The organism is Bacillus sp. JNUCC-22, assembly GCF_018861275.1.
Lineage (GTDB): Bacteria > Bacillota > Bacilli > Bacillales > Bacillaceae > Bacillus > Bacillus velezensis.
In genome coordinates, this window is record NZ_CP076408.1 from 1,457,384 (window position 1) to 1,477,148 (window position 19,765).

17 protein-coding genes and 2 pseudogenes are annotated in these 19,765 nt (G+C 43.7%); 14 read left to right on the top strand and 5 right to left on the bottom strand.

Annotated features, from left to right (window positions below; translation table 11 throughout):
* The first annotated feature begins 26 nt into the window (after positions 1-26).
* From JNUCC22_RS07380 to lpdA, 6 genes are all read left to right on the top strand, one after another.
* Entirely contained in the window at positions 27-3,878 is a 3,852-nt protein-coding gene (locus JNUCC22_RS07380; protein WP_216062242.1) for an alpha/beta fold hydrolase, read from the top strand.
* A gap of 32 nt (positions 3,879-3,910) precedes the next feature.
* A complete protein-coding gene (locus tag JNUCC22_RS07385) occupies positions 3,911-5,002 on the top strand; it encodes a serine hydrolase domain-containing protein (RefSeq protein WP_072589052.1) in 1,092 nt (363 codons plus the stop codon).
* Positions 5,003-5,472: 470 nt separating this feature from the next.
* Positions 5,473-6,588 (top strand): pyruvate dehydrogenase (acetyl-transferring) E1 component subunit alpha, encoded by a 1,116-nt coding sequence (gene pdhA, locus JNUCC22_RS07390; RefSeq protein ID WP_150941195.1) that lies wholly within the window; start codon positions 5,473-5,475, stop codon positions 6,586-6,588.
* Positions 6,589-6,591: 3 nt separating this feature from the next.
* On the top strand, positions 6,592-7,569 hold the full coding sequence (gene pdhB, locus JNUCC22_RS07395; protein ID WP_003154528.1) for a pyruvate dehydrogenase complex E1 component subunit beta: 978 nt from the start codon (positions 6,592-6,594) through the stop codon (positions 7,567-7,569).
* Between the two features lie 123 nt (positions 7,570-7,692).
* Positions 7,693-9,021: a pyruvate dehydrogenase complex dihydrolipoyllysine-residue acetyltransferase gene (pdhC, locus tag JNUCC22_RS07400; RefSeq protein ID WP_012117474.1), complete on the top strand. Its 1,329-nt coding sequence runs from the start codon at positions 7,693-7,695 to the stop codon at positions 9,019-9,021.
* Between the two features lie 4 nt (positions 9,022-9,025).
* Positions 9,026-10,438 carry a dihydrolipoyl dehydrogenase gene (lpdA, locus tag JNUCC22_RS07405; protein WP_007409663.1) on the top strand — a complete coding sequence of 471 codons (1,413 nt, stop codon included), beginning with the start codon at positions 9,026-9,028 and terminating at the stop codon, positions 10,436-10,438.
* 47 nt (positions 10,439-10,485) lie between these two features.
* On the opposite strand, the gene JNUCC22_RS07410 is transcribed toward lpdA, so the two are convergent.
* Complete coding sequence (locus tag JNUCC22_RS07410) at positions 10,486-10,860, bottom strand: hypothetical protein (protein WP_007409664.1); 375 nt, start codon at positions 10,858-10,860, stop codon at positions 10,486-10,488.
* A 248-nt stretch (positions 10,861-11,108) separates the two neighbouring features.
* Between JNUCC22_RS07410 and JNUCC22_RS07415 the strand changes: the two genes are divergently transcribed.
* On the top strand, positions 11,109-11,909 hold the full coding sequence (locus JNUCC22_RS07415; RefSeq protein WP_007409665.1) for a polysaccharide deacetylase family protein: 801 nt from the start codon (positions 11,109-11,111) through the stop codon (positions 11,907-11,909).
* 113 nt (positions 11,910-12,022) lie between these two features.
* A complete protein-coding gene (locus JNUCC22_RS07420; RefSeq protein WP_003154518.1) occupies positions 12,023-12,142 on the top strand; it encodes a GapA-binding peptide SR1P in 120 nt (39 codons plus the stop codon).
* Positions 12,143-12,189: 47 nt separating this feature from the next.
* Here JNUCC22_RS07420 and JNUCC22_RS07425 read toward each other — a convergent pair whose 3' ends face one another.
* Positions 12,190-13,662 carry an aminotransferase class I/II-fold pyridoxal phosphate-dependent enzyme gene (locus tag JNUCC22_RS07425; RefSeq protein ID WP_134986501.1) on the bottom strand — a complete coding sequence of 491 codons (1,473 nt, stop codon included), beginning with the start codon at positions 13,660-13,662 and terminating at the stop codon, positions 12,190-12,192.
* A 179-nt stretch (positions 13,663-13,841) separates the two neighbouring features.
* On the opposite strand from JNUCC22_RS07425, the gene JNUCC22_RS07430 reads away from it, so the two are divergent.
* Positions 13,842-14,108 (top strand): UPF0223 family protein, encoded by a 267-nt coding sequence (locus JNUCC22_RS07430; RefSeq protein ID WP_007409667.1) that lies wholly within the window; start codon positions 13,842-13,844, stop codon positions 14,106-14,108.
* Between the two features lie 34 nt (positions 14,109-14,142).
* Here JNUCC22_RS07430 and JNUCC22_RS07435 read toward each other — a convergent pair whose 3' ends face one another.
* A complete protein-coding gene (locus tag JNUCC22_RS07435) occupies positions 14,143-14,775 on the bottom strand; it encodes a DUF1054 domain-containing protein (RefSeq protein ID WP_007409668.1) in 633 nt (210 codons plus the stop codon).
* Between the two features lie 235 nt (positions 14,776-15,010).
* Between JNUCC22_RS07435 and JNUCC22_RS07440 the strand changes: the two genes are divergently transcribed.
* The 3 genes from JNUCC22_RS07440 to JNUCC22_RS07450 all read left to right on the top strand — a co-directional run bounded on the left by JNUCC22_RS07440 (position 15,011) and on the right by JNUCC22_RS07450 (position 16,569).
* Entirely contained in the window at positions 15,011-15,199 is a 189-nt protein-coding gene (locus JNUCC22_RS07440) for a hypothetical protein (RefSeq protein WP_003154513.1), read from the top strand.
* A 133-nt stretch (positions 15,200-15,332) separates the two neighbouring features.
* On the top strand, positions 15,333-16,130 hold the full coding sequence (gene suhB / locus JNUCC22_RS07445) for an inositol-1-monophosphatase (RefSeq protein WP_007409670.1): 798 nt from the start codon (positions 15,333-15,335) through the stop codon (positions 16,128-16,130).
* Positions 16,117-16,569, top strand: a complete 453-nt coding sequence (locus tag JNUCC22_RS07450; protein WP_039063024.1) for a GNAT family N-acetyltransferase — start codon at positions 16,117-16,119, stop codon at positions 16,567-16,569. Before suhB ends, JNUCC22_RS07450 begins: the two co-directional genes overlap by 14 nt.
* A gap of 51 nt (positions 16,570-16,620) precedes the next feature.
* Here the strand turns inward: JNUCC22_RS07450 and JNUCC22_RS07455 are convergent, their stop codons facing one another.
* A complete protein-coding gene (locus JNUCC22_RS07455) occupies positions 16,621-18,186 on the bottom strand; it encodes a M4 family metallopeptidase (protein ID WP_039063025.1) in 1,566 nt (521 codons plus the stop codon).
* Between the two features lie 357 nt (positions 18,187-18,543).
* Here JNUCC22_RS07455 and JNUCC22_RS07460 point away from each other — a divergent pair.
* Positions 18,544-18,645: pseudogene (locus JNUCC22_RS07460) on the top strand (sigma factor-like helix-turn-helix DNA-binding protein); the annotation flags it as partial.
* A 37-nt stretch (positions 18,646-18,682) separates the two neighbouring features.
* Positions 18,683-18,975, top strand: a pseudogene (locus JNUCC22_RS07465) (zf-HC2 domain-containing protein).
* A 38-nt stretch (positions 18,976-19,013) separates the two neighbouring features.
* Here the strand turns inward: JNUCC22_RS07465 and JNUCC22_RS07470 are convergent.
* Complete coding sequence (locus JNUCC22_RS07470) at positions 19,014-19,631, bottom strand: hypothetical protein (RefSeq protein ID WP_216062243.1); 618 nt, start codon at positions 19,629-19,631, stop codon at positions 19,014-19,016.
* Between the last annotated feature and the right edge of the window lie 134 nt (positions 19,632-19,765).

Sequence of the window (19,765 nt, forward strand, 5' to 3'; positions counted from 1 at the left end):
TAAAAGAAGAAAGGTTGTCGAGTTGCATGAGGTTCAGCGTATTAGTCAAACATGACGATTATATTGTTTCAGACCATGTCCTTCATCAAGTGCGTACGATACCCGGCGTAACGTATCTGGATTTAATAACACGATTTTTAGCTGAGAAAGGGATATCCCCCCGAAGTTTTGAAATCAAACATGTTTTATTTCGTGAACCTGTTGCGACGTCAGTCCATTTTGATAAAAAAGTCACCTTCCAGTTTACGGAACAAGAAAACGGCTGGCTTGTTGAAACAACAAGCAGGAAATGGGTCGCTGAAAAGGCGGAAGGTGAAGCGTCAGTCAACTTGCAGGCGGAAATCATAAGAAAAAATGCGATAAACGAAAAGACAATTTCAATCGAAGAATTAAAGAAAGGGGCCGTCCGGATTTCGGATGCTGAAGCCGCCTATCGTAATTTGCGCAGGGGCGGCCTGATTCATAAAGATTTTATGAAATTGGAAGGTACGGTATATGAAGGTGAAAATTATATTCTGGGAGAGGTCAGTTTAAGCGGACTTTCAAAAGAATATTCAGATGACTTTTACATGCATCCCGCATTTTTGGATGGGTCTCTCAGCTTGTTGGGAATCCTTACATCAGACTTGCCGGATGAAGGAACAAATGCGTTTATCCCAATATATATTGAGACATTCCGGGCACTGCATAAAACAACTGGGTCTTGTTTTGTGTATATTAATAAAACCAGTATAACGCAGCCGCCTTCTAAAGACATTTTATATGCGGACATAGAAGTATACAGGCCTGATGGAGAGCTTGCTTTTTATTATGAGCGATTCGGTGTGAAAAGAGTCAGAAATGAAAAATCAATACAAAGGCTGGAGCATTCCCAAAAAGCTAAAGAGGTCGGCAGCGTAGCGAACAATAAAGAAATGATCAGAAATAATTTGATCCAAGAGATAGCCGGCATGATTGAAAAACCTGCTGAAACAGTGAAGAATGAAATTTCCTTTTACGAGATGGGCTTGGATTCTAAACAATTATTAGACTTATCCAAAAAATTAGAACTGATGTTAGGTTCAAAGCTGTACCCGACTTTATTATTTGATTACTCCACAATCGGTGAATTGACGGAATTTCTGCAGGAGAAATACGGAGCTGACATTACAGACTCTATCTCTGATACAGTTCAGCACCAAGACAGTCATAAAACATTAACAGATGAGCTGTCATCCATTATTGGAGAGGTTACAAACACACCGCCAAATAAAGCGGACAAACACCAATCTTTTTACGAACTGGGTCTTGACTCAAAACAGCTGCTGCATATATCGAAAATGCTCGAGGAAAGATTGGATACACAATTGTATCCGACATTGCTTTTTGATTATAACAATATTCATGATTTAGCGGCTTATTTAGAAGAAAAATATGATGTGCGTAATACGCCGGCCGCAGCTTTTAAAGAAAAAACGCAAACGAAAGAGCCGTCTGAAAAGCCGGTGCTTGATTCCTTGTATTTACAAAAAGAATGGATAGAATCGCCATTAAAGTCCGGAGAAGTACCTAAGGAAAATACATTGATTTTCGATTTCGGCAGTTCATTGAGTGATGAAATCCGAAAGTACATCGGCAGTGAAAATGTTATTTATGCGGAAGCCGCCGCTGAATATGAAATAGTAAATGAAAAGCATTATAAATTTAATCCGGAGCAGTCTGCTCATTACTCCAGACTGTTAGAAGATATGAAAAAGTCCGGAGCATTTCCGGCGTCAATCATTCATTACCTGTCAAAAAAAGCTTATACTGAGGCAGCGTTAGATTTGACTCACAGCTTTTATTCAATCCTTTATTTAAGCAAAGCGTTGATCCGTCAAAAAACAAAAGAAAACATCAACATTTTGTACGTACATGACAAGGGTCAATATACAAATCCGGTTTACGCCGCGATTGGAGGCTTTTTTAAAACGCTGAATGCGGAGCAGCCGAATATAAAGTGTAAAACGGTTGAGATTTCTTCAAGACAAACCATTGAAAAAGCACCTTTGCTTCTCAATGAATTAAGTGCCGGACATCATCAGGCTGTGAAATATGACAGCGATCAAAAAAGGCGGGTGACAGCATATAAAGACGCTTCGCCGCAAACAGGACAAAAGGCCGCCAAGTTTGCAAAAAACGGGGTGTATCTCATCATCGGAGGATTAAGCGGCATCGGCTGGATTATTTCAGCGTTTCTTTATGCAAATCACGGAGCCAGCGTTATCATTGCCGGGCGATCGAAAATGACAGCAGACATGGAAGAAAAATTAGACAGCATCCGATATGACGGGGCAAGCATTTCTTATATCCAGGCTGACATGTCAGATAAGCAGCAGGTCATCAAGTTAGCGGAAAAAATTCGTGCTGATTTTTCCGAAATCAACGGGGTCATTTACAGTGCAGGCGTGTTAAAAGACTCACTCATTATGAATAAAACAGACGCGGAAGCTCAAGCGGTGCTGCAATCAAAGGTCAATGGTGTGATTCATTTGGATGAAGCGCTCAGAAATATGCCTTTAGACTTTTTTGTTTTGTTTTCTTCCATCTCCTCAGAAATCGGAAGTCTGGGTCAAGCCGATTACGCCTATGCCAATCGTTTTCTGGAGCATTTTGCCGAGTGGAGGGAATGTATGAGAAAGGCGGGGGGAAGATCAGGAAAAACCATCGCTGTAAATTGGCCTTTCTGGAAAGACGGAGGCATGTCAGTTGATCCCGGCATTCAAGACATTATGAAAACGGAGTACGGACTTCACCCATTAGAAAATACTGCCGGAATCAAAGCTTTTGAACACTCGCTTCTCGGCCGAGGCCACCAGCTGATCGTGTTATACGGAGAAAAAGAAAAAATACAAAACGATTTCAAGCCGTTATCCGCCCGTTCAGCACCGCCTCTGGTAAGAGATTCAGCGATTGCAGCCGATTTTGATGCTTCGTCAGTCGTTACGGAAGAAGCCGAGAGTCCTTTCCGAATACTCGGCACGGCTTCCAATCGTCATCTCGACGATTATTTGCATTATTGGAGCAGACTGAAGAAAGGAGCCCTTCAGCACAATCAAAGCGATGCCGCAAAAAAACTCATCGCTTTTTACCAGACAGAAGAAACGGAAACCGTTCATTTTCTGGCAAACACAGAAAATGCCCGGCATATGGAAATATTGATGAGCGGTAAGGGTGAAACAATTTTACTGATTTGCGGTTTTGCTACCACTGCTTACATGTGGAAAGAACAAATGAAGGAGTGGGCAGATCAATTTAATGTAATTGTCATACACACACCGGGTTACGGGCTGAGTGAGGGGAGCGCCGATTTTACACTGAGCGGGCTGGCTCAGACTTTTATCGAAGTGCTGAACGAGATAGGGGTTGCTTGGCCGATCCACATTGCGGCAGCTTCTTGGGGAGGCATGATAGGGCAGAGGATAGCCTATGAATACCCTGAAAAAGTAAAAACGCTCATTCTTTCCGGAAGTTACACCGCATACGAAGAAGACCCTGAAAGCAGTGTCGAGGAAAAACTGAAAAATGATTTTATAGCTATAGGAAAGTCGCATGAATATGAAAGTTTATACAGTAATCAATTCTTAAATGCTTCTATTGAACGTTTTATGAAGATACATCAACAAGAAGGCTATTCTACGATCGGCTTTTTAAAAGACATTCATACAAGAACGCTTATCCTTACGGGTGAGAAGGAAAGCGTAGTTGATCAGAAAGAAACAAAAAGGCTGCAGAAACTGCTGAGCAATGCAGAATTAAAGAAAATTAAGGGAGCGGGGCATCTTCCGAACATCACACATCCGGAAGAATTTAATAAAGCGGTGTCAGAATTCATCAAGAAATCAGTAAGTAAGGGATGAAAACGATACATACAGTACAGGGGGAGAAAACAATGAAACAAACATTAAGCAATCCGGCATTTGATATGAAACAAATTAACGCTCTTAACGGCCATTATCAGACGATGATAGACAATGGAGATCTGCAATGTGCGAGTTATATGATGTCAAGAGGAGGTGAGGTTTTTGCAGCTGAGTCGTTAGGGGAATTTACCGGCGGCCAAAAAGAAAAGCAAACATTTCAGCTTGATACAATCAGAGAAATCGGTTCTTTGACAAAAGTGTTTACCGCTGTAGCCGTCATGCAGCTCGTCGAAAAAGGTTTGCTCGATCTGAAAATGCCGGTCAAGCTCATTTTGCCAGCGTTTGATAAACCGGGTTTCGGAGAAATTAAAATTTTGCACCTTTTGACTCATACGGCGGGATTAAGTTTTGAGCTGGATATTCAAAAGGCTGAAGGCATTGACTTAACGAATGAGGAAGAATGGATAAACTATCTGGTCAGTACGCCTTTGGAGTACGGAGTGGATGAAGCATGGAACTATTCCAGAACCGGCTTTGTTATACTTGGCATCATTATTTCAAAAGTAACAGGCGTATCCTACGAACAGTATGTAACAAAGCATATTATTGAAGCGCTCGGATTAGAAAGAACGTATTTTTATGTGCCTGATACTTTAAAAGAAGAAGTTTGTGTGATCAATGAGCACGAGTGCGTACAGCTGGAAAAAAGTCATCACCCGTATTTTCCGAATAAAGCGACAAGCGGTCTGTACTCTTCGTTGCGAGATATTTGGAAGTTAGCTGAAATGTTTAGAAATAAAGGCAGATTGAAAGATAAGAAGCTGCTTGGAAGAAAAACAGTCGAGGCGATGCTGAGAAATCAAATAAAGCCCGGTCTTCCTTTTTACTTCTTCGGAGCGCCCAGAGAGGAAGGCGGCTTTGGTTTAGGCATTAATTTGTGGCCGGCCGGTGACCATTATTTCATGACAGAAGGCACCTTCTCACATCTTGGAATGGGTTGGTGCGGCATGTTTTCTGATCCAGCCGAAGATTTTACGTATGTATTTTTCACTCCGATTTCCGAGTTTCATCCTCATGCCGTGCTGACGCCGCTGAATATCGTGTGGGCGGGTATTGAATAATTAGACAAAAGCATCGTCCCGTCTGTTCGGCAGGCGGGACGATTGCTAACTGCCCGTTTTTATCCCGCGGCATCTTTTCAAAGCCCGCCCCTAAGTTAAATAACTTAATTTACTCTTTGTAATTTTTTTTAATTATAGTACAGTAGAGCATTTTTATAATACAGTTTAAAGTCTTTTATAGTACAGTTTGGCGCAATATGATCTTAAGTTTTATAAGCGGTTTCAAAATGAGGTTATAAATGATTGACGGCTTTGTTTAATTACTGTAAACTATGGTTGTTGATCATATTGTACTAATAAAAAATCTTTTTTTATTAGTACAGTTTAAACGTCATTATCTTTGCTTAAGCGCTATGTGAATTTCTGAATGATTAATTTTAGAATTGCAGAGCATGATAAGACTGTTTTTAATACGGATGGCTAAACGGTATCCTAACCCTGTTAAATCAAAAGAAGAGGTGGTTTAAAAAATGGCTGCAAAGACAAAAACTTCAATTGTTGATAGCAAAAAACAATTTGATGCTATTCATAAGCAGTTTGAAACGTTCCAAATTTTAAATGCTGAAGGAGAAGTCGTAAATAAAGACGCAATGCCTGATCTTTCAGATGATCAGTTAAAGGAATTAATGAGAAGAATGGTGTATATCCGCATTTTAGACCAGCGTTCAATTTCTCTTTCCCGTCAAGGACGTTTAGGTTTCTATGCACCGACAGCGGGCCAGGAAGCTTCTCAAATTGCATCACACTTCGCGCTTGAACAGGACGACTTTATCCTTCCGGGTTATCGTGACGTTCCTCAGCTGATTTGGCACGGTCTTCCTTTACATCAGGCATTCCTGTTCTCAAGAGGCCATTTTAAAGGTAATCAGATGCCTGAGGGAGTAAATGCTTTATCACCTCAAATTATTATTGGTGCTCAAATTATTCAAACCGCAGGTGTAGCTTTAGGTCTTAAAAAGCGCGGTAAAAAAGCGGTAGCTATTACTTACACTGGTGACGGCGGAGCTTCTCAAGGTGACTTCTATGAAGGAATGAACTTTGCCGGAGCATTTAAAGCACCAGCGATCTTCGTTGTTCAGAATAACCGCTATGCGATTTCAACTCCTGTAGAAAAGCAATCATCCGCACAGACAATTGCCCAAAAAGCAGTTGCCGTCGGTATTACAGGTGTTCAAGTAGATGGAATGGATGCACTAGCCGTTTATGCTGCAACCGCAGAAGCACGCCAGCGCGCAATTAACGGTGAAGGTCCGACTCTTATTGAAACTCTTACATTCCGTTACGGACCTCATACAATGTCCGGTGACGATCCGACTAAATATCGTACGAAAGAAATAGAAAATGAATGGGAGCAAAAAGACCCGCTCGTACGTTTCCGCAAGTTCTTGGAAAACAAAGGACTATGGTCTGAAGAAGAAGAGAACAAAGTGATTGAACAGGCCAAAGAAGAAATCAAACAAGCTATCAAAAAGGCTGACGGTGAATCAAAACCGAAAGTAACAGAGCTGATTGAGAATATGTTTGAAGAGCCGACGTTCAGCTTGAAAGAACAACTTGAAATTTACAAAGCGAAGGAGTCGAAGTAAGCCATGGCGCAAATGACAATGATTCAAGCGATCACTGATGCGTTACGCACAGAACTGAAAAACAATGAAAACGTTCTGCTTTTCGGGGAAGATGTAGGCGTTGCCGGAGGCGTATTCCGTGCAACTGAAGGCCTTCAAAAAGAATTCGGTGAGGACCGCGTATTTGACACGCCGCTTGCTGAATCCGGTATCGGCGGTCTCGCTCTCGGTTTAGGCCTGCAAGATTACCGTCCTGTTATGGAAATCCAATTCTTCGGATTCGTATATGAAGTAATGGATTCAATCTCAGGACAAATGGCTCGTCTCCGCTACCGTTCCGGCGGACGCTGGACTTCTCCGGTGACAATCCGCTCTCCATTCGGCGGAGGGGTTCATACACCTGAACTTCACGCTGACAGTTTGGAAGGCCTTATCGCTCAGCAGCCGGGTATTAAAGTTGTTATCCCTTCCACTCCTTACGATGCAAAAGGACTGCTGATTGCCTCTATCAGAGACAATGATCCGGTTGTTTTCTTAGAGCATATGAAACTTTACCGTTCTTTCCGTCAGGAAGTTCCTGAGGAGGAATACACAATTGAGCTAGGCAAAGCTGATGTGAAACGCGAAGGTACTGACCTTTCTATCATCACATACGGCGCGATGGTTCATGAGTCGCTTAAGGCTGCTGAAGAGCTTGAAAAAGAAGGCGTTTCTGCTGAAGTTATCGACCTTCGCACTGTAAGTCCGCTTGATATTGATACGATTATTGCTTCTGTTGAAAAAACAGGCCGCGCAATTGTCGTGCAAGAAGCTCAAAAACAAGCCGGCATCGCTGCCAACGTTGTAGCTGAAATCAATGACCGCGCGATTCTGAGCCTGGAAGCTCCGGTTCTGCGTGTTGCGGCGCCTGATACAGTATTTCCTTTCTCGCTTGCTGAGAGCGTATGGCTTCCAAACCATAAAGACGTTCTTGAAACTGCGAAAAAAGTTCTTGAATTTTAATCAGGCATCATAAAAGACGGTAAAGAGAGTCCTTTTCTCTTATATGAAGGAGTCTGTTTACTAGGTTCAATGCTTGCGAATGCATAACTAAAATTTGCTTAATCAACTAGGAGGTCGAAAACTGTGGCATTTGAATTTAAACTTCCGGATATCGGGGAAGGTATCCACGAAGGCGAAATCGTAAAATGGTTTGTTAAGCCGAACGACGAGGTAGAAGAAGACGATGTTCTGGCTGAAGTGCAAAATGATAAAGCAGTGGTAGAAATTCCTTCACCTGTTAAAGGAAAAGTATTAGAATTAAAAGTTGAAGAGGGAACAGTTGCAACTGTTGGACAAACGATTATTACGTTTGACGCACCTGGTTACGAAGATCTTCAATTTAAAGGAAGCCATGATTCAGGAGATGCGAAAACTGAAGCTCAAGTTCAGTCGTCTGCTGAAGCAGGGCAGGATATCTCTAAAGAAGAGACTCCTAAAGAGCCTGCAAAAGAAACCGGCGCAGGACAGCAGGACCAAGTGGAAGCTGATCCGAACAAACGCGTGATCGCCATGCCTTCCGTACGCAAATATGCCCGTGAAAAAGGCGTGGATATCCGTAAAGTAACAGGTTCAGGCAATAACGGACGTGTTGTAAAAGAAGATATCGACAGCTTTGCAAATGGAGGAGCGGCTCAAGAAGCGGCACCGCAAGAAACAGCTGCACCTCAGGAAACAGCTAAACCTGCAGCGGCTCAGGCTCCTGAAGGCGAATTCCCTGAAACACGCGAAAAAATGAGCGGTATCCGTAAAGCGATCGCGAAAGCAATGGTGAACTCTAAGCATACTGCACCGCACGTAACTCTTATGGATGAAGTTGACGTAACAAATCTTGTTGCTCACCGCAAACAGTTCAAACAAGTTGCTGCTGATCAAGGCATCAAGCTGACTTATCTGCCTTACGTCGTCAAAGCATTAACATCCGCTTTGAAAAAATTCCCTGTTTTAAACACATCTATTGATGATAAAACAGATGAAGTGATCCAAAAACATTACTTCAACATCGGAATTGCAGCGGATACCGAAAAAGGCCTGCTTGTGCCGGTAGTGAAAAATGCCGACCGTAAAGCCGTTTTCGAAATCTCTGATGAAATCAACAGCCTTGCTACAAAAGCGCGTGAAGGCAAGCTTGCACCTGCGGAAATGAAAGGCGCTTCTTGCACGATCACAAATATCGGTTCTGCCGGAGGCCAATGGTTCACACCGGTTATCAACCATCCAGAGGTTGCGATTCTCGGTATCGGCCGTATTGCTGAAAAAGCAATCGTCCGTGACGGTGAAATTGTAGCTGCTCCTGTCTTAGCTCTTTCTCTCAGCTTTGACCACCGTATGATTGACGGAGCAACTGCACAAAATGCGTTAAACCACATCAAGCGTTTACTGAACGATCCACAACTTATTTTAATGGAGGCGTAATGTTATGGTAGTAGGAGATTTCCCTATTGAAACAGATACTCTTGTGATTGGTGCGGGACCCGGCGGCTATGTAGCTGCCATCCGCGCTGCTCAGCTTGGACAAAAAGTAACAGTCGTTGAAAAAGCAACTCTTGGAGGCGTTTGTCTGAACGTCGGCTGTATTCCTTCAAAAGCGCTCATCAATGCAGGCCATCGTTACGAGAATGCAAAACATTCAGATGACATGGGGATCACTGCTGAGAACGTAACGGTTGACTTTACAAAAGTCCAAGAATGGAAAGCTTCTGTTGTAAATAAGCTTACCGGCGGTGTTGCAGGTCTTTTAAAAGGAAATAAAGTGGATGTTATAAAAGGGGAAGCTTATTTCGTAGACAGCAACTCTGTCCGTGTAATGGATGAGAACTCTGCGCAAACATACACATTTAAAAACGCAATCATTGCTACCGGTTCTCGCCCTATCGAATTGCCAAACTTCAAATATAGCGAACGCGTTCTGAACTCTACAGGCGCACTTGCGCTTAAAGAAATTCCGAAAAAGCTCGTTGTTATCGGCGGCGGATATATCGGTACTGAGCTTGGAACAGCGTATGCGAACTTCGGAACTGAATTGGTTATTTTAGAAGGCGGAGATGAAATTCTTCCTGGCTTCGAAAAACAAATGAGTTCTCTCGTTACCCGCAGACTGAAGAAAAAAGGCAACGTTGAAATCCATACAAGCGCCATGGCTAAAGGCGTTGAGGAAAGACCTGACGGCGTAACAGTTACATTCGAAGTAAAAGGCGAAGAAAAAACGGTTGATGCTGATTACGTATTAATCACTGTCGGACGCCGTCCGAACACTGATGAGCTCGGCCTTGAGCAAGTCGGTATCGAAATGACTGACCGCGGTGTCATTAAAACAGACAAGCAGTGCCGCACAAACGTACCGAACATTTACGCAATCGGTGACATCATTGACGGACCTCCATTGGCTCACAAAGCGTCTTACGAAGGTAAAATCGCTGCCGAAGCTATTTCAGGAGAGCCGGCTGAAATCGATTACCTCGGTATTCCGGCGGTTGTATTCTCTGAGCCTGAACTGGCTTCTGTCGGTTACACTGAAGCACAGGCGAAAGAAGAAGGCATTGAAGTCGTTGCAGCTAAGTTCCCGTTTGCAGCAAACGGACGTGCGCTGTCTCTTAACGAAACTGACGGCTTCATGAAGCTGATCACTCGTAAAGAAGACGGTCTTGTAATCGGTGCGCAAATTGCCGGCGCAAGCGCTTCTGACATGATTTCTGAATTGAGCCTGGCGATCGAAGGCGGAATGACTGCTGAAGATATCGCAATGACAATTCACGCTCACCCGACATTGGGCGAAATCACTATGGAAGCTGCCGAAGTAGCAATCGGAAGCCCGATCCATATCGTAAAATAATAATGTAACAAAGAAACAGCCCCCGTTTGTAAAAGCGGGGGCTGTTTTTATTGTGCAAGCACATGCTGCATAGGTTTGATGATATCCTCTTTTTTCTTTACGGATCCCTCAATCTTCATGACCACATGCCGATGATTGATCACCATCAGCGCAGGGAACGTGTTGATTTCCTCTTCCCATCCCTTTCTGTTGTCATAAACCTTCATTTGATCGACATGATGGGGATATTTCTTTTCTAAATCAAGAATCGCATCGTAATAAGGCACTTCTTTATCTATATGATTTTCATCGGAAAAAAACAAGATTTGAGTGTGATGAATGCTGTCGATCCGGTTTTTTGTGAATGGACTGACAGTAGAAACCGAACAGCTTGACAGAACGAACAGCATCAAAAAAAAGGGAATCACCGTACGGTAGCGCATCTATCTTACTCCTCTGTTTTATATAATATATGGGTTCATCCATTTAAAAGGACTATATCAAGTGTATCACGAGAGGTGAAAAACCTAAGGCTTGTTACTGAATTGTTATATAATTGAAACCGTTTTTAATGAAGAAATAATACGTGTGACAACTTGCGCAGCCGATGTGTAAAAAAGGCACATTGTTTTTCGTGAGAGCGCTGTTTTTTCGTTATACTGAGAGCAAAACCATATCAGGAGGGATTGTCATGTATAAAGCCGCTGCAGCTGTCATATGTATGTGCTTACTCGCCGGCTGCCAATCAAATGAAAAGATGCAAACAAACAAACCCCATTCTCAAGCCGCGGCCAATCATGCCAAACGGGAAAACCACCATACAAAAGAGGAAAAACAGAAAAAACAGAAGGCGGAGCCCCGTTACTATATCAATCCGAAAAGCTTTTCTGTGGAAAAAATGGATGAACAGAAAGAGAAAAAACCGATCGCATTGGTAACGATCGATGACGCGCCTGATCAGCATGCCGCTGAGATTGCGGACAAACTGCACGATCTCAATGCGTCAGCGATCTTTTTTGTAAACGGACATTTTTTGAAAAAAGATGAAAATAAGAAAGCGCTTAAGCATATTCATGAGTTAGGTTTTATGATCGGTAATCATACAATGACTCATCAAAACTTAAAAGATCTTTCCGAACAAAAACAACGGGAAGAAATCATCGGCGTCAATAAAGCGGTTGAAAAGGTAATAGGAGAGAAACCCGCATTTTTCAGGGCGCCTTTCGGAAGCAATACGGACTACAGTGACAGACTTATAAAAAAAGAAGGTATGGTGAAAATGAACTGGACCTTCGGGTATGATTGGGATCAGAAATATCAATCCAAAAAAGCGCTTACCGATATCACACTGAACAGTCCTTATCTGCGGGACGGGGCCAACATATTGATGCATGACCGGAAATGGACGGCGGAAGCCATGCCGGACATTGTAAAAGGATTGCGTCATAAAGGATATACTGTGATTGACCCTCGAGCTATAAAAAGACCGTAAAAAATAAATGTGTTATACAATTTATCAGTTGACATATTAAATGTGACATAATAATATAATAACAACAAGTGAAAATTAAGCGTTTTCAAATTCTGAGAAATGGGGAATGACAGATGGGTACAATTGTTTGCCAAGACTGTAACGAAGCGATTCATTACTTTGAGGATGAGAAGGTCACGACGTTATACGGAACATGCTGCGGACAATGCCAGTGTCATCTTGAAGAAGAGTAAAAAGCGTAAAAAGGCCCGAAACGATTTCGTTTCGGGCATCTTTATGTTTATTGGATGGCTCTTTGCTCTTTGATGACTCTGATCATTTCAAGCGTTGCATCTTCGGGACCCTGCACAGGAAGGCCGGCGTCCAAGTTTTTAAAAATGTAGCTGATATTTTCTTCAGTAATGATCTCACCCGGAATAAAGATCGGAATTCCCGGCGGGTACACCATGACAAACTCTGCGATGATCCGTCCCGCGGATTCTTTTAACGGAATGACTTCCGTATTTGCGTAAAACGCGTCTCTTGGCGTCATCGCTAACAGAGGAATTTCAGGAAGCAGAACTTCGGTTTGCTGATGAGCATAGTCATTGTCGGAAGCCTGCTTTGAAATGTCTGTAAGCGCGCTTACAAGACGGTCGGCATCTCCCGCTCTGTCGCCGGGGGTGAAAATACATAAAATATTATACAAATCGGACAGCTCGACTTCGATATTATATGATTCGCGGAGCCATTTTTCAACGTCATGACCCGTCAGTCCGAGGTTTTTGACCGAAATGATTAATTTAGTCGGATCATAACTGAAGGCAGCTTTAGACCCTGTGATTTCTTCGCCGACACAGCGGATGCCTTCAATTTGATTGAGGCGTTCCCGTGTCTGATCCGCCAGCAGAATCGTATCTTCTAGAAGATCGCGGCCTTCTGTAGCGAGGCGTTTTCTTGCGACATCCAGTGAAGCGAGAAGCAGATAGGATGTTGACGTTGTCGTCAGCATGCTTAAAATCGACTGTACTCTTTCTTTGGAAACAAGACCTTCTCTCACATTTAAAATGGAGCTCTGCGTCAGGGAGCCTCCCAATTTGTGCACGCTTGTGGCTGCCATATCAGCGCCCGCCTGCATGGCGGACAGAGGAAGCTTATCATGAAAATGAATATGCACGCCGTGCGCTTCATCGACAAGCACAGGCACATCGAAAGAATGCGCGAGCTTTACAATGCTGCTTAAGTCAGCTGCCACACCGAAGTACGTCGGATTTATGACAAGCAGGCCTTTTGCGTCAGGGTGCTCCGTCAAAGCCCGCTCGGCGGACTCAAGCGTAATGCCGTGAGAAATTCCGAGCTCATCGTCAATTTCCGGGTGAATAAAAATCGGCACCGCTCCGGAAAATACAATGGCCGACATAATGGATTTATGAACGTTTCTCGGGATGATGATTTTATCTCCGGGTCCGCATACGGCCATAACCATCGTCATAATGGCGCCGCTCGTCCCTTGTACGGAAAAGAAGGTATGGTCTGCGCCGAATGCTCGAGCGGCCAGATCCTGGGCTTCTTTAATGATGCCCTTTGGCGCATGTAAATCATCCAGAGGTTCGATATTAATTAAATCTATACTTAACGCGTTTTCTCCGATAAATTGTCTGAATTCCGGGTCCATTCCCGCGCCTTTTTTATGGCCCGGAATGTGGAATTGGACAGGCTGTCTGTCCGCGTGCTTTTTCAGTCCGCTGTACAGGGGTGTTTCATGTTGCGGCAATTGTTTTCCCACCTTTATCATAATACCTACGGATTAGTTTGTATTACATTCAGTTTTATTACCCGTTTTTTAAACGTAAAACAAATGAATTATATTATGAACTTGAAAGAAAGTAAAGAACAATTTATGATCTATGGAAGATGCTTATTTTGAGCATGATTATAAAGGAGTGAAGACATTTGGAATATCAATATCCGATGAATGAGGACTGGACGACAGAGGAGGCCGTGGATGTCATTGCTTTTTTTCAGCAGGTGGAAAACGCCTATGAAAAAGGAGCTGACCGAGACAGACTTCTGAATGCGTACCGCCGCTTTAAAGAAATCGTTCCCGGGAAAGCGGAGGAAAAGAAAATCTGCAGCCAATTTGAAGCTGACAGCACCTATTCCCCGTATCGGACTGTGAAACAGGCGAAACAATCAGATCAAGCGATTATCAAAATGTAGACAAAGCGAGCCGGCAATCGGCCCGCTTTTTATGTTATGAGACTTTCTGAGTCAGTGTGTATAAAAAGGAAAGCTTCCTAAAAGCATCTTCAATGGTTTGCAGGAATTCATTGTTGTTCATGTTGATCACGTCTTCTTTTTGCAGCTGAATGCCGCACAAAAGCTCTGCTTTTTTCACTGTCTGCAGGCGTTCAAATAATGTTTTCAGCTGCTCCTGATCCATGTCGGACTGCTTGTACGCCCCTGGCTTCGTATGATCCGGCGACCATACAAAATGACCGGGAATCTGTTTTGTGATGTCCTCCTGCTTCGCTTCCAGCAATCTGCCGTATTCCTCTTTTATCGGAGATTCATAAATGATGGCAAACCATACAAACATATGAGTGTCCCATAAACCGATCTGAAAGTGAGGGAGTTTCTTATACCCGCGTTTGCTGTTGGCAAAGGCAACCCAGCTGTCAGCCGGCGGGTTGACAGATCTTCTCGCGTGCTTGGCGACATGTGGAAACATTTCATCGCCTGTCAATGCTGACAATGTCGGTGCGAAATGCTCTCCTAACAAGGTCAGCTTCGGACGGACTTGTTCTTTTAACACCTCCATGCGCGGATCTAAACCTTCTATTGTAAATGTATCGAAGTCTTCTTTTGTAAAACGCATCTGAGTCATCTTTTTCCTCCTTATCGTAAGTATTCATATTTTACCACAGCCGCCGCCGGCCGCAAAAACATTGAGAACGTTTGAGCCGAGAGGATTGGTGGTAAAAAACGAATAGGTAAACACACAATTTTAAGAATGTTGTTACAGCCGAATATAAGTTTCCATACGATATAAGAAGTATCATTAATAAATTGGAAAATGGGATGCTTTTTTAACAAATGATCTCTGGAAGGGGCGAAAGACAATGAGGCAAGTGGTGAAGGAAGGATTCAGGGAGGAAAAAAATAACCGTGTAGCTGTCTGGAGACTAGAGGTTGATTATGAATTGGCAACCCTGTATGAGGCCATGCAAAAAGAGAATGAAGATCAAATCGATCTTAGCAAAAGAAAACTGGAACGTCTCAGAAAAGAATGGATTCGGCTTAACGGATAAAGAATAGTAAAAACGAACCGCAGGAAATGGTTCGTTTTTACGTGAGAAGGCATTTTTTTCATTTTCCTTGCTTTTTCATCGCCTTTATCAGTATGCTATAGAATAAGCTATACATAGAAAAGAGGTACACGGTATGACAAATTGGACGGAAATTGATGATATCGCAAAACAATGGGTAAAAGAAGCCGGAACGAGAATCAGACAATCCATGCAGGAAAGCTTGACGATTGAAACAAAATCAAATCCGAATGATTTAGTCACAAATATTGATAAAGAGACGGAGCGCTTTTTCATTGACCGTATACAAGGAACTTTTCCCGGACACCGGATTCTCGGAGAAGAAGGGCAGGGGGATAAACTCCGCTCCCTTGACGGAATCGTCTGGATCATTGATCCGATTGACGGAACGATGAATTTTGTCCATCAAAAGCGGCATTTCGCGATCTCCATCGGCATCTTTGAAGACGGAAAAGGCAAAATCGGCTTAATTTATGATGTGATGCAGGACGAACTGTATCACGCATTCAGCGGAAAAGGGGCTTATCTGAACGACACGCCGCTTGCTCCTTTAAAAGAAGCTTCCATTGAAGAAGCCATTATTGCAATCAATGCCACATGGGTGACGGAAAACAGAAGGATTGACCCGAGTATTTTGGCGCCGCTCGTAAAACGGGTCAGAGGAACGCGTTCCTACGGTTCGGCGGCACTTGAGCTGGCCAGTGTTGCAGCCGGCCGCATTGACGCATACATTACGATGAGGCTCGCTCCGTGGGATTACGCTGCCGGCTGCGTGCTGCTGAACGAAGTCGGGGGCATTTACACGACCACAGACGGCGAACCGTTTACGTTTTTAGACAACCACAGCGTGCTTGCGGGCAATCCGGCAATACATAAAATTATCTTTGACGACTATTTACATGCTGACAGGTAGAGATTTTGAAGAAGAAGATCTCGGGTTTCTGGAGCAGCTGGCGGCTGCACACCCGGTGTGGAAAAACGAAGAGTTCGGAACAAAAAATGCGGCGGAGTTTATGCTTGCATACTCCATGTACAATGGAACATGGCTCGTATGGGAGATTGACGGCGCTCCTGCCGCCGTCAGTTTTCATTTGGAATGGGCGCCTTCAAACGGAAAACCGTGGCTAGGAACCGTGGCCATCGCTCCGGAGGCAAAAGAGAAAGGAATCGGACGCGCGGTCATTGAAGAGATTGCGGGCCGGCTGAGAGGGGAGCATAAAGCGATGTTTTCAGCCGTTCCCCTGGACAGGCAGGAATGGGTTTTGTTTTTAAGCCAATGCGGCTTTGAACAGCTTAAGCTTGAAAAAGACGATCGGGAAAAGACATATATGATCATGGTGAAGCCATTGTGAAATGTTTCAGATATAAAAAAGAGACCGGATTTCTCCGGTCTCTTTTCTTGTTTACAAGCCGACCGCATTCCAGGCCGCTTCTACGCTTGCAGCGTCTTGAGAGCCGTAAAGGTCCCGCGCTGATTGAATCAAAGCTGCTTTTGCATCTTTAAAGTTTGATGACGGAGTGAGATATACCGTTAGTGCGCGATAGTAAATCTGCTCCGCTTTTTTCACGCCGATTTTTGTAATCGTGTTGTAAGCGGCTTTGTTCGGAATTCCGCTGTTTGTATGCACGCCGCCGTAGTCGCCGGCATCAGTGTTCGGAAGGTTTTGATAATTTTTGTAATGGTCGGGCTGTCCGTATTTTGTCGGAGTGGATAAACTGCGGAGAGCCGGCTGGCTGACCGTAATATCTTCACCGATATCCCAGTCCTCAGTATCATTGAAGTATCCGAATACATCAGAGAAGGATTCGTTTAAAGCGCCCGGCTGATTTTCATAGTTCAGGTTGGCTGTTTCCTGTGTAACACCGTGTGTCATTTCATGGGCCGTTACGTCCATTGAACCGGAAAGAGGCGAGAAGAATGAGCCGTCACCGTCACCGTAAATCATTTGGTCGCCGATCCAGGCCGCGTTATTGTATTTGCTGCCGTAATGAACGGAAGATACGATTTTGCCGCCTTTATTGTCGTAACTGTTGCGTTTAAACGTCTGATAGAAATAATCGTACACTTTGCCGAGATTGTAATGCGCATCAACGGCAGCGCGCTGAGAAGAAGTTGTGAACTGGTTGGTAGTGCTTGATACGAGCGTGCCCGGCAGGTTATATTGTCGGTTTTGCAGATCGTACGTAATAATTTGCGTTCCGGTAGGTTTAGAAAGATCACGCATTACATATTTGCCGCTTTCAGAAGAAATATTTAATGAGACCGTTTTTCCTTTAAGAGTCGTACCTGTTCCGGTTGCAGCGGCATGCTCCACTTTATTTTGCTTTTTCAGGACTTTCCCTGTCTCCGCATCAACGGTTACTTCCCAGTTAGCTGGTTCCGGTTCGATGTAGCGGATGGTTACATCATAGGCGAGGCGGTATTTACCGTCTTTTGTGGCCGCTGCTTTCAGCTCGGCTTTGTCTTTGTTTGCAACGTTGCCGTTAGAGACGGCTTCAGGTGATTTGCCGATTGCTTTAAAAGCATGATCCAGCGCCTGATTTGCAGATAATTTTTTGCTGTTTGCCGTTTTGGCAGAAGCATCGTTGTTTAATTCACCGTTAATCGCATAGACATTGTTGGATTTATCGACGTGAATAATGACTTGCGAGTCTTTCACAGGCACACCGTTAACGACAGGCACATAACGGAAGTGCTTGTAGCCGAGATCATCGGTCGTGTGGTCAATCAGCTTCAGTCTCTCAGAAGGGTTGCCTTTGAAGACTTTGCCGTTTTGTTTCAAGTATTGCTTGATTGCTTTGTCACTGACTGAAGGCAACTCAGACTGCACCAAAGAATGCTTCGGCACAAAGTTCGTCAGGTTTTCTTTAAGCTGAGGATTCTCAGCGGCCTCAACACCCGGAAGACTGATAGTTAAACTCATAAAGGAAGCGGCGACAGCAACAGACAATTTCTTACCTAAACCCACAATAAATCCCCCTTTTTGAAAATAATGAAAACTTATATTGTTATAATAAACCAGCATTCTCTCATTCTGCAATATAAAACTAGACTCCGCTGATGAATTGATAGAATCGTCCCGGAAAGGCTTCCGGCGGCCAGCATCGGGGGATAAGCCGAGAGGCACGTGTTGAATCAGACATGAGTCGAATGATGCGATTTATTCTGAAAAAAATGACAAATGAAGTCGGGAAAAATGATAGGGGAAAAATGTTCCAATCTGTAAAACTTTTTTTATAGCCGTTTGTCTAAACGGGTGAGGCCTTAATAAACGAAAAGGATTGTTTCAGATACAAGAGATTTTCAGTCATTTTATTCAGCATTTCGACAGGTATTTCAAGAGCTGTCTTACGAAGAGATTGCTGATGTTTTGGACTGGAGTCTTTCGAAGGTGAAGAGCACCCTGTACAGGGCAGAATGCAGCTGAAACAGCACTTGGGGGAAAAAAGGAAGGACGGACAGATATGACTTGCTGTTTAGTGAGAGATTTACTCCCTTTATATATTGAAGGCGATTGTGAAACAGAAACGGAGCGGTTTTTTCCCGCCATCTTGAATCATGCGGTAAGTGCGGGAGTTTATATCATATGATGAAGGAGCCGTTTGACCTCGGCAGCCCTGAGATGAAGGCGCCAGCCTGTTATGCAGAAGAAGATAGGCGGTTTAAGGAACGGTATTACGGGAAGCTGCTGATAAAAGCAGCCTGTTTGTTCGGCGCTGTATTCCTTATCATGCTGGTCCTTAAACTGCTGATTTAAAAAAACGCCCGGCTGAATGACCGGGCGTTTTAATCCGTTTACTCAGCCGGATGAAAGGCTGTATAAATGCCTTCAAGCAATTCCTGGGGCAGTGAATTAAAGAATCCGGCACACAGCTTTGCTTCTTTTTTTCCTGCTCCTGCTTTTTCAGCAAGTTCCTGATCAAACGTATACACACCGTCTTCTTCAATCAGCGCAGATTGAAGGATATGAAGACTTTGGGAAAAAGCGGTGAACAGCTGATCAACGATAAGGGCCTCTTTTTCCGTAAAGCCGAGCTCCACCGCTTTTTCTTTATTAAATGTATATTCGCCGTCCGTTTTCTCAATACATTGGGAAAGTACGGTTAAAAATTCGGTTGAACTGTCCCACAGCTTTTGAATGATCTGGGCTTGTTCTTGATCTAATCCCAATTCAACCGCTTTTTCACCGTCAAAATAATAGACACCGTCTTTTTCGTAAATCGATTGGCTGATGATGTCAATGAGTTTTGCCGCGTCTTCCGGTGTTTTCTCTGCGGAAGCCTGCAGGACATGCGGTTCATTTGCCTGAATCGTTTTTGCGCCGGCAGAATCAAGCGGACTGAATGCAAGCAAGGCGGCTGAGGCGGTTGCGGCGGCAGTTGCAGCGGTTTTCTTCAAAAAAGGTGTTTTCATTTCGTTCTCTCCTTGTCATGTGTATTTGCTTACAGCCACAAGTATAAAAAGACAATGATGGAATTGAAATAGGAGGTATGGTATTTTCTGCATAACGATGCCGGACTATTTCAGACTGCATATTCTGAGGGAAT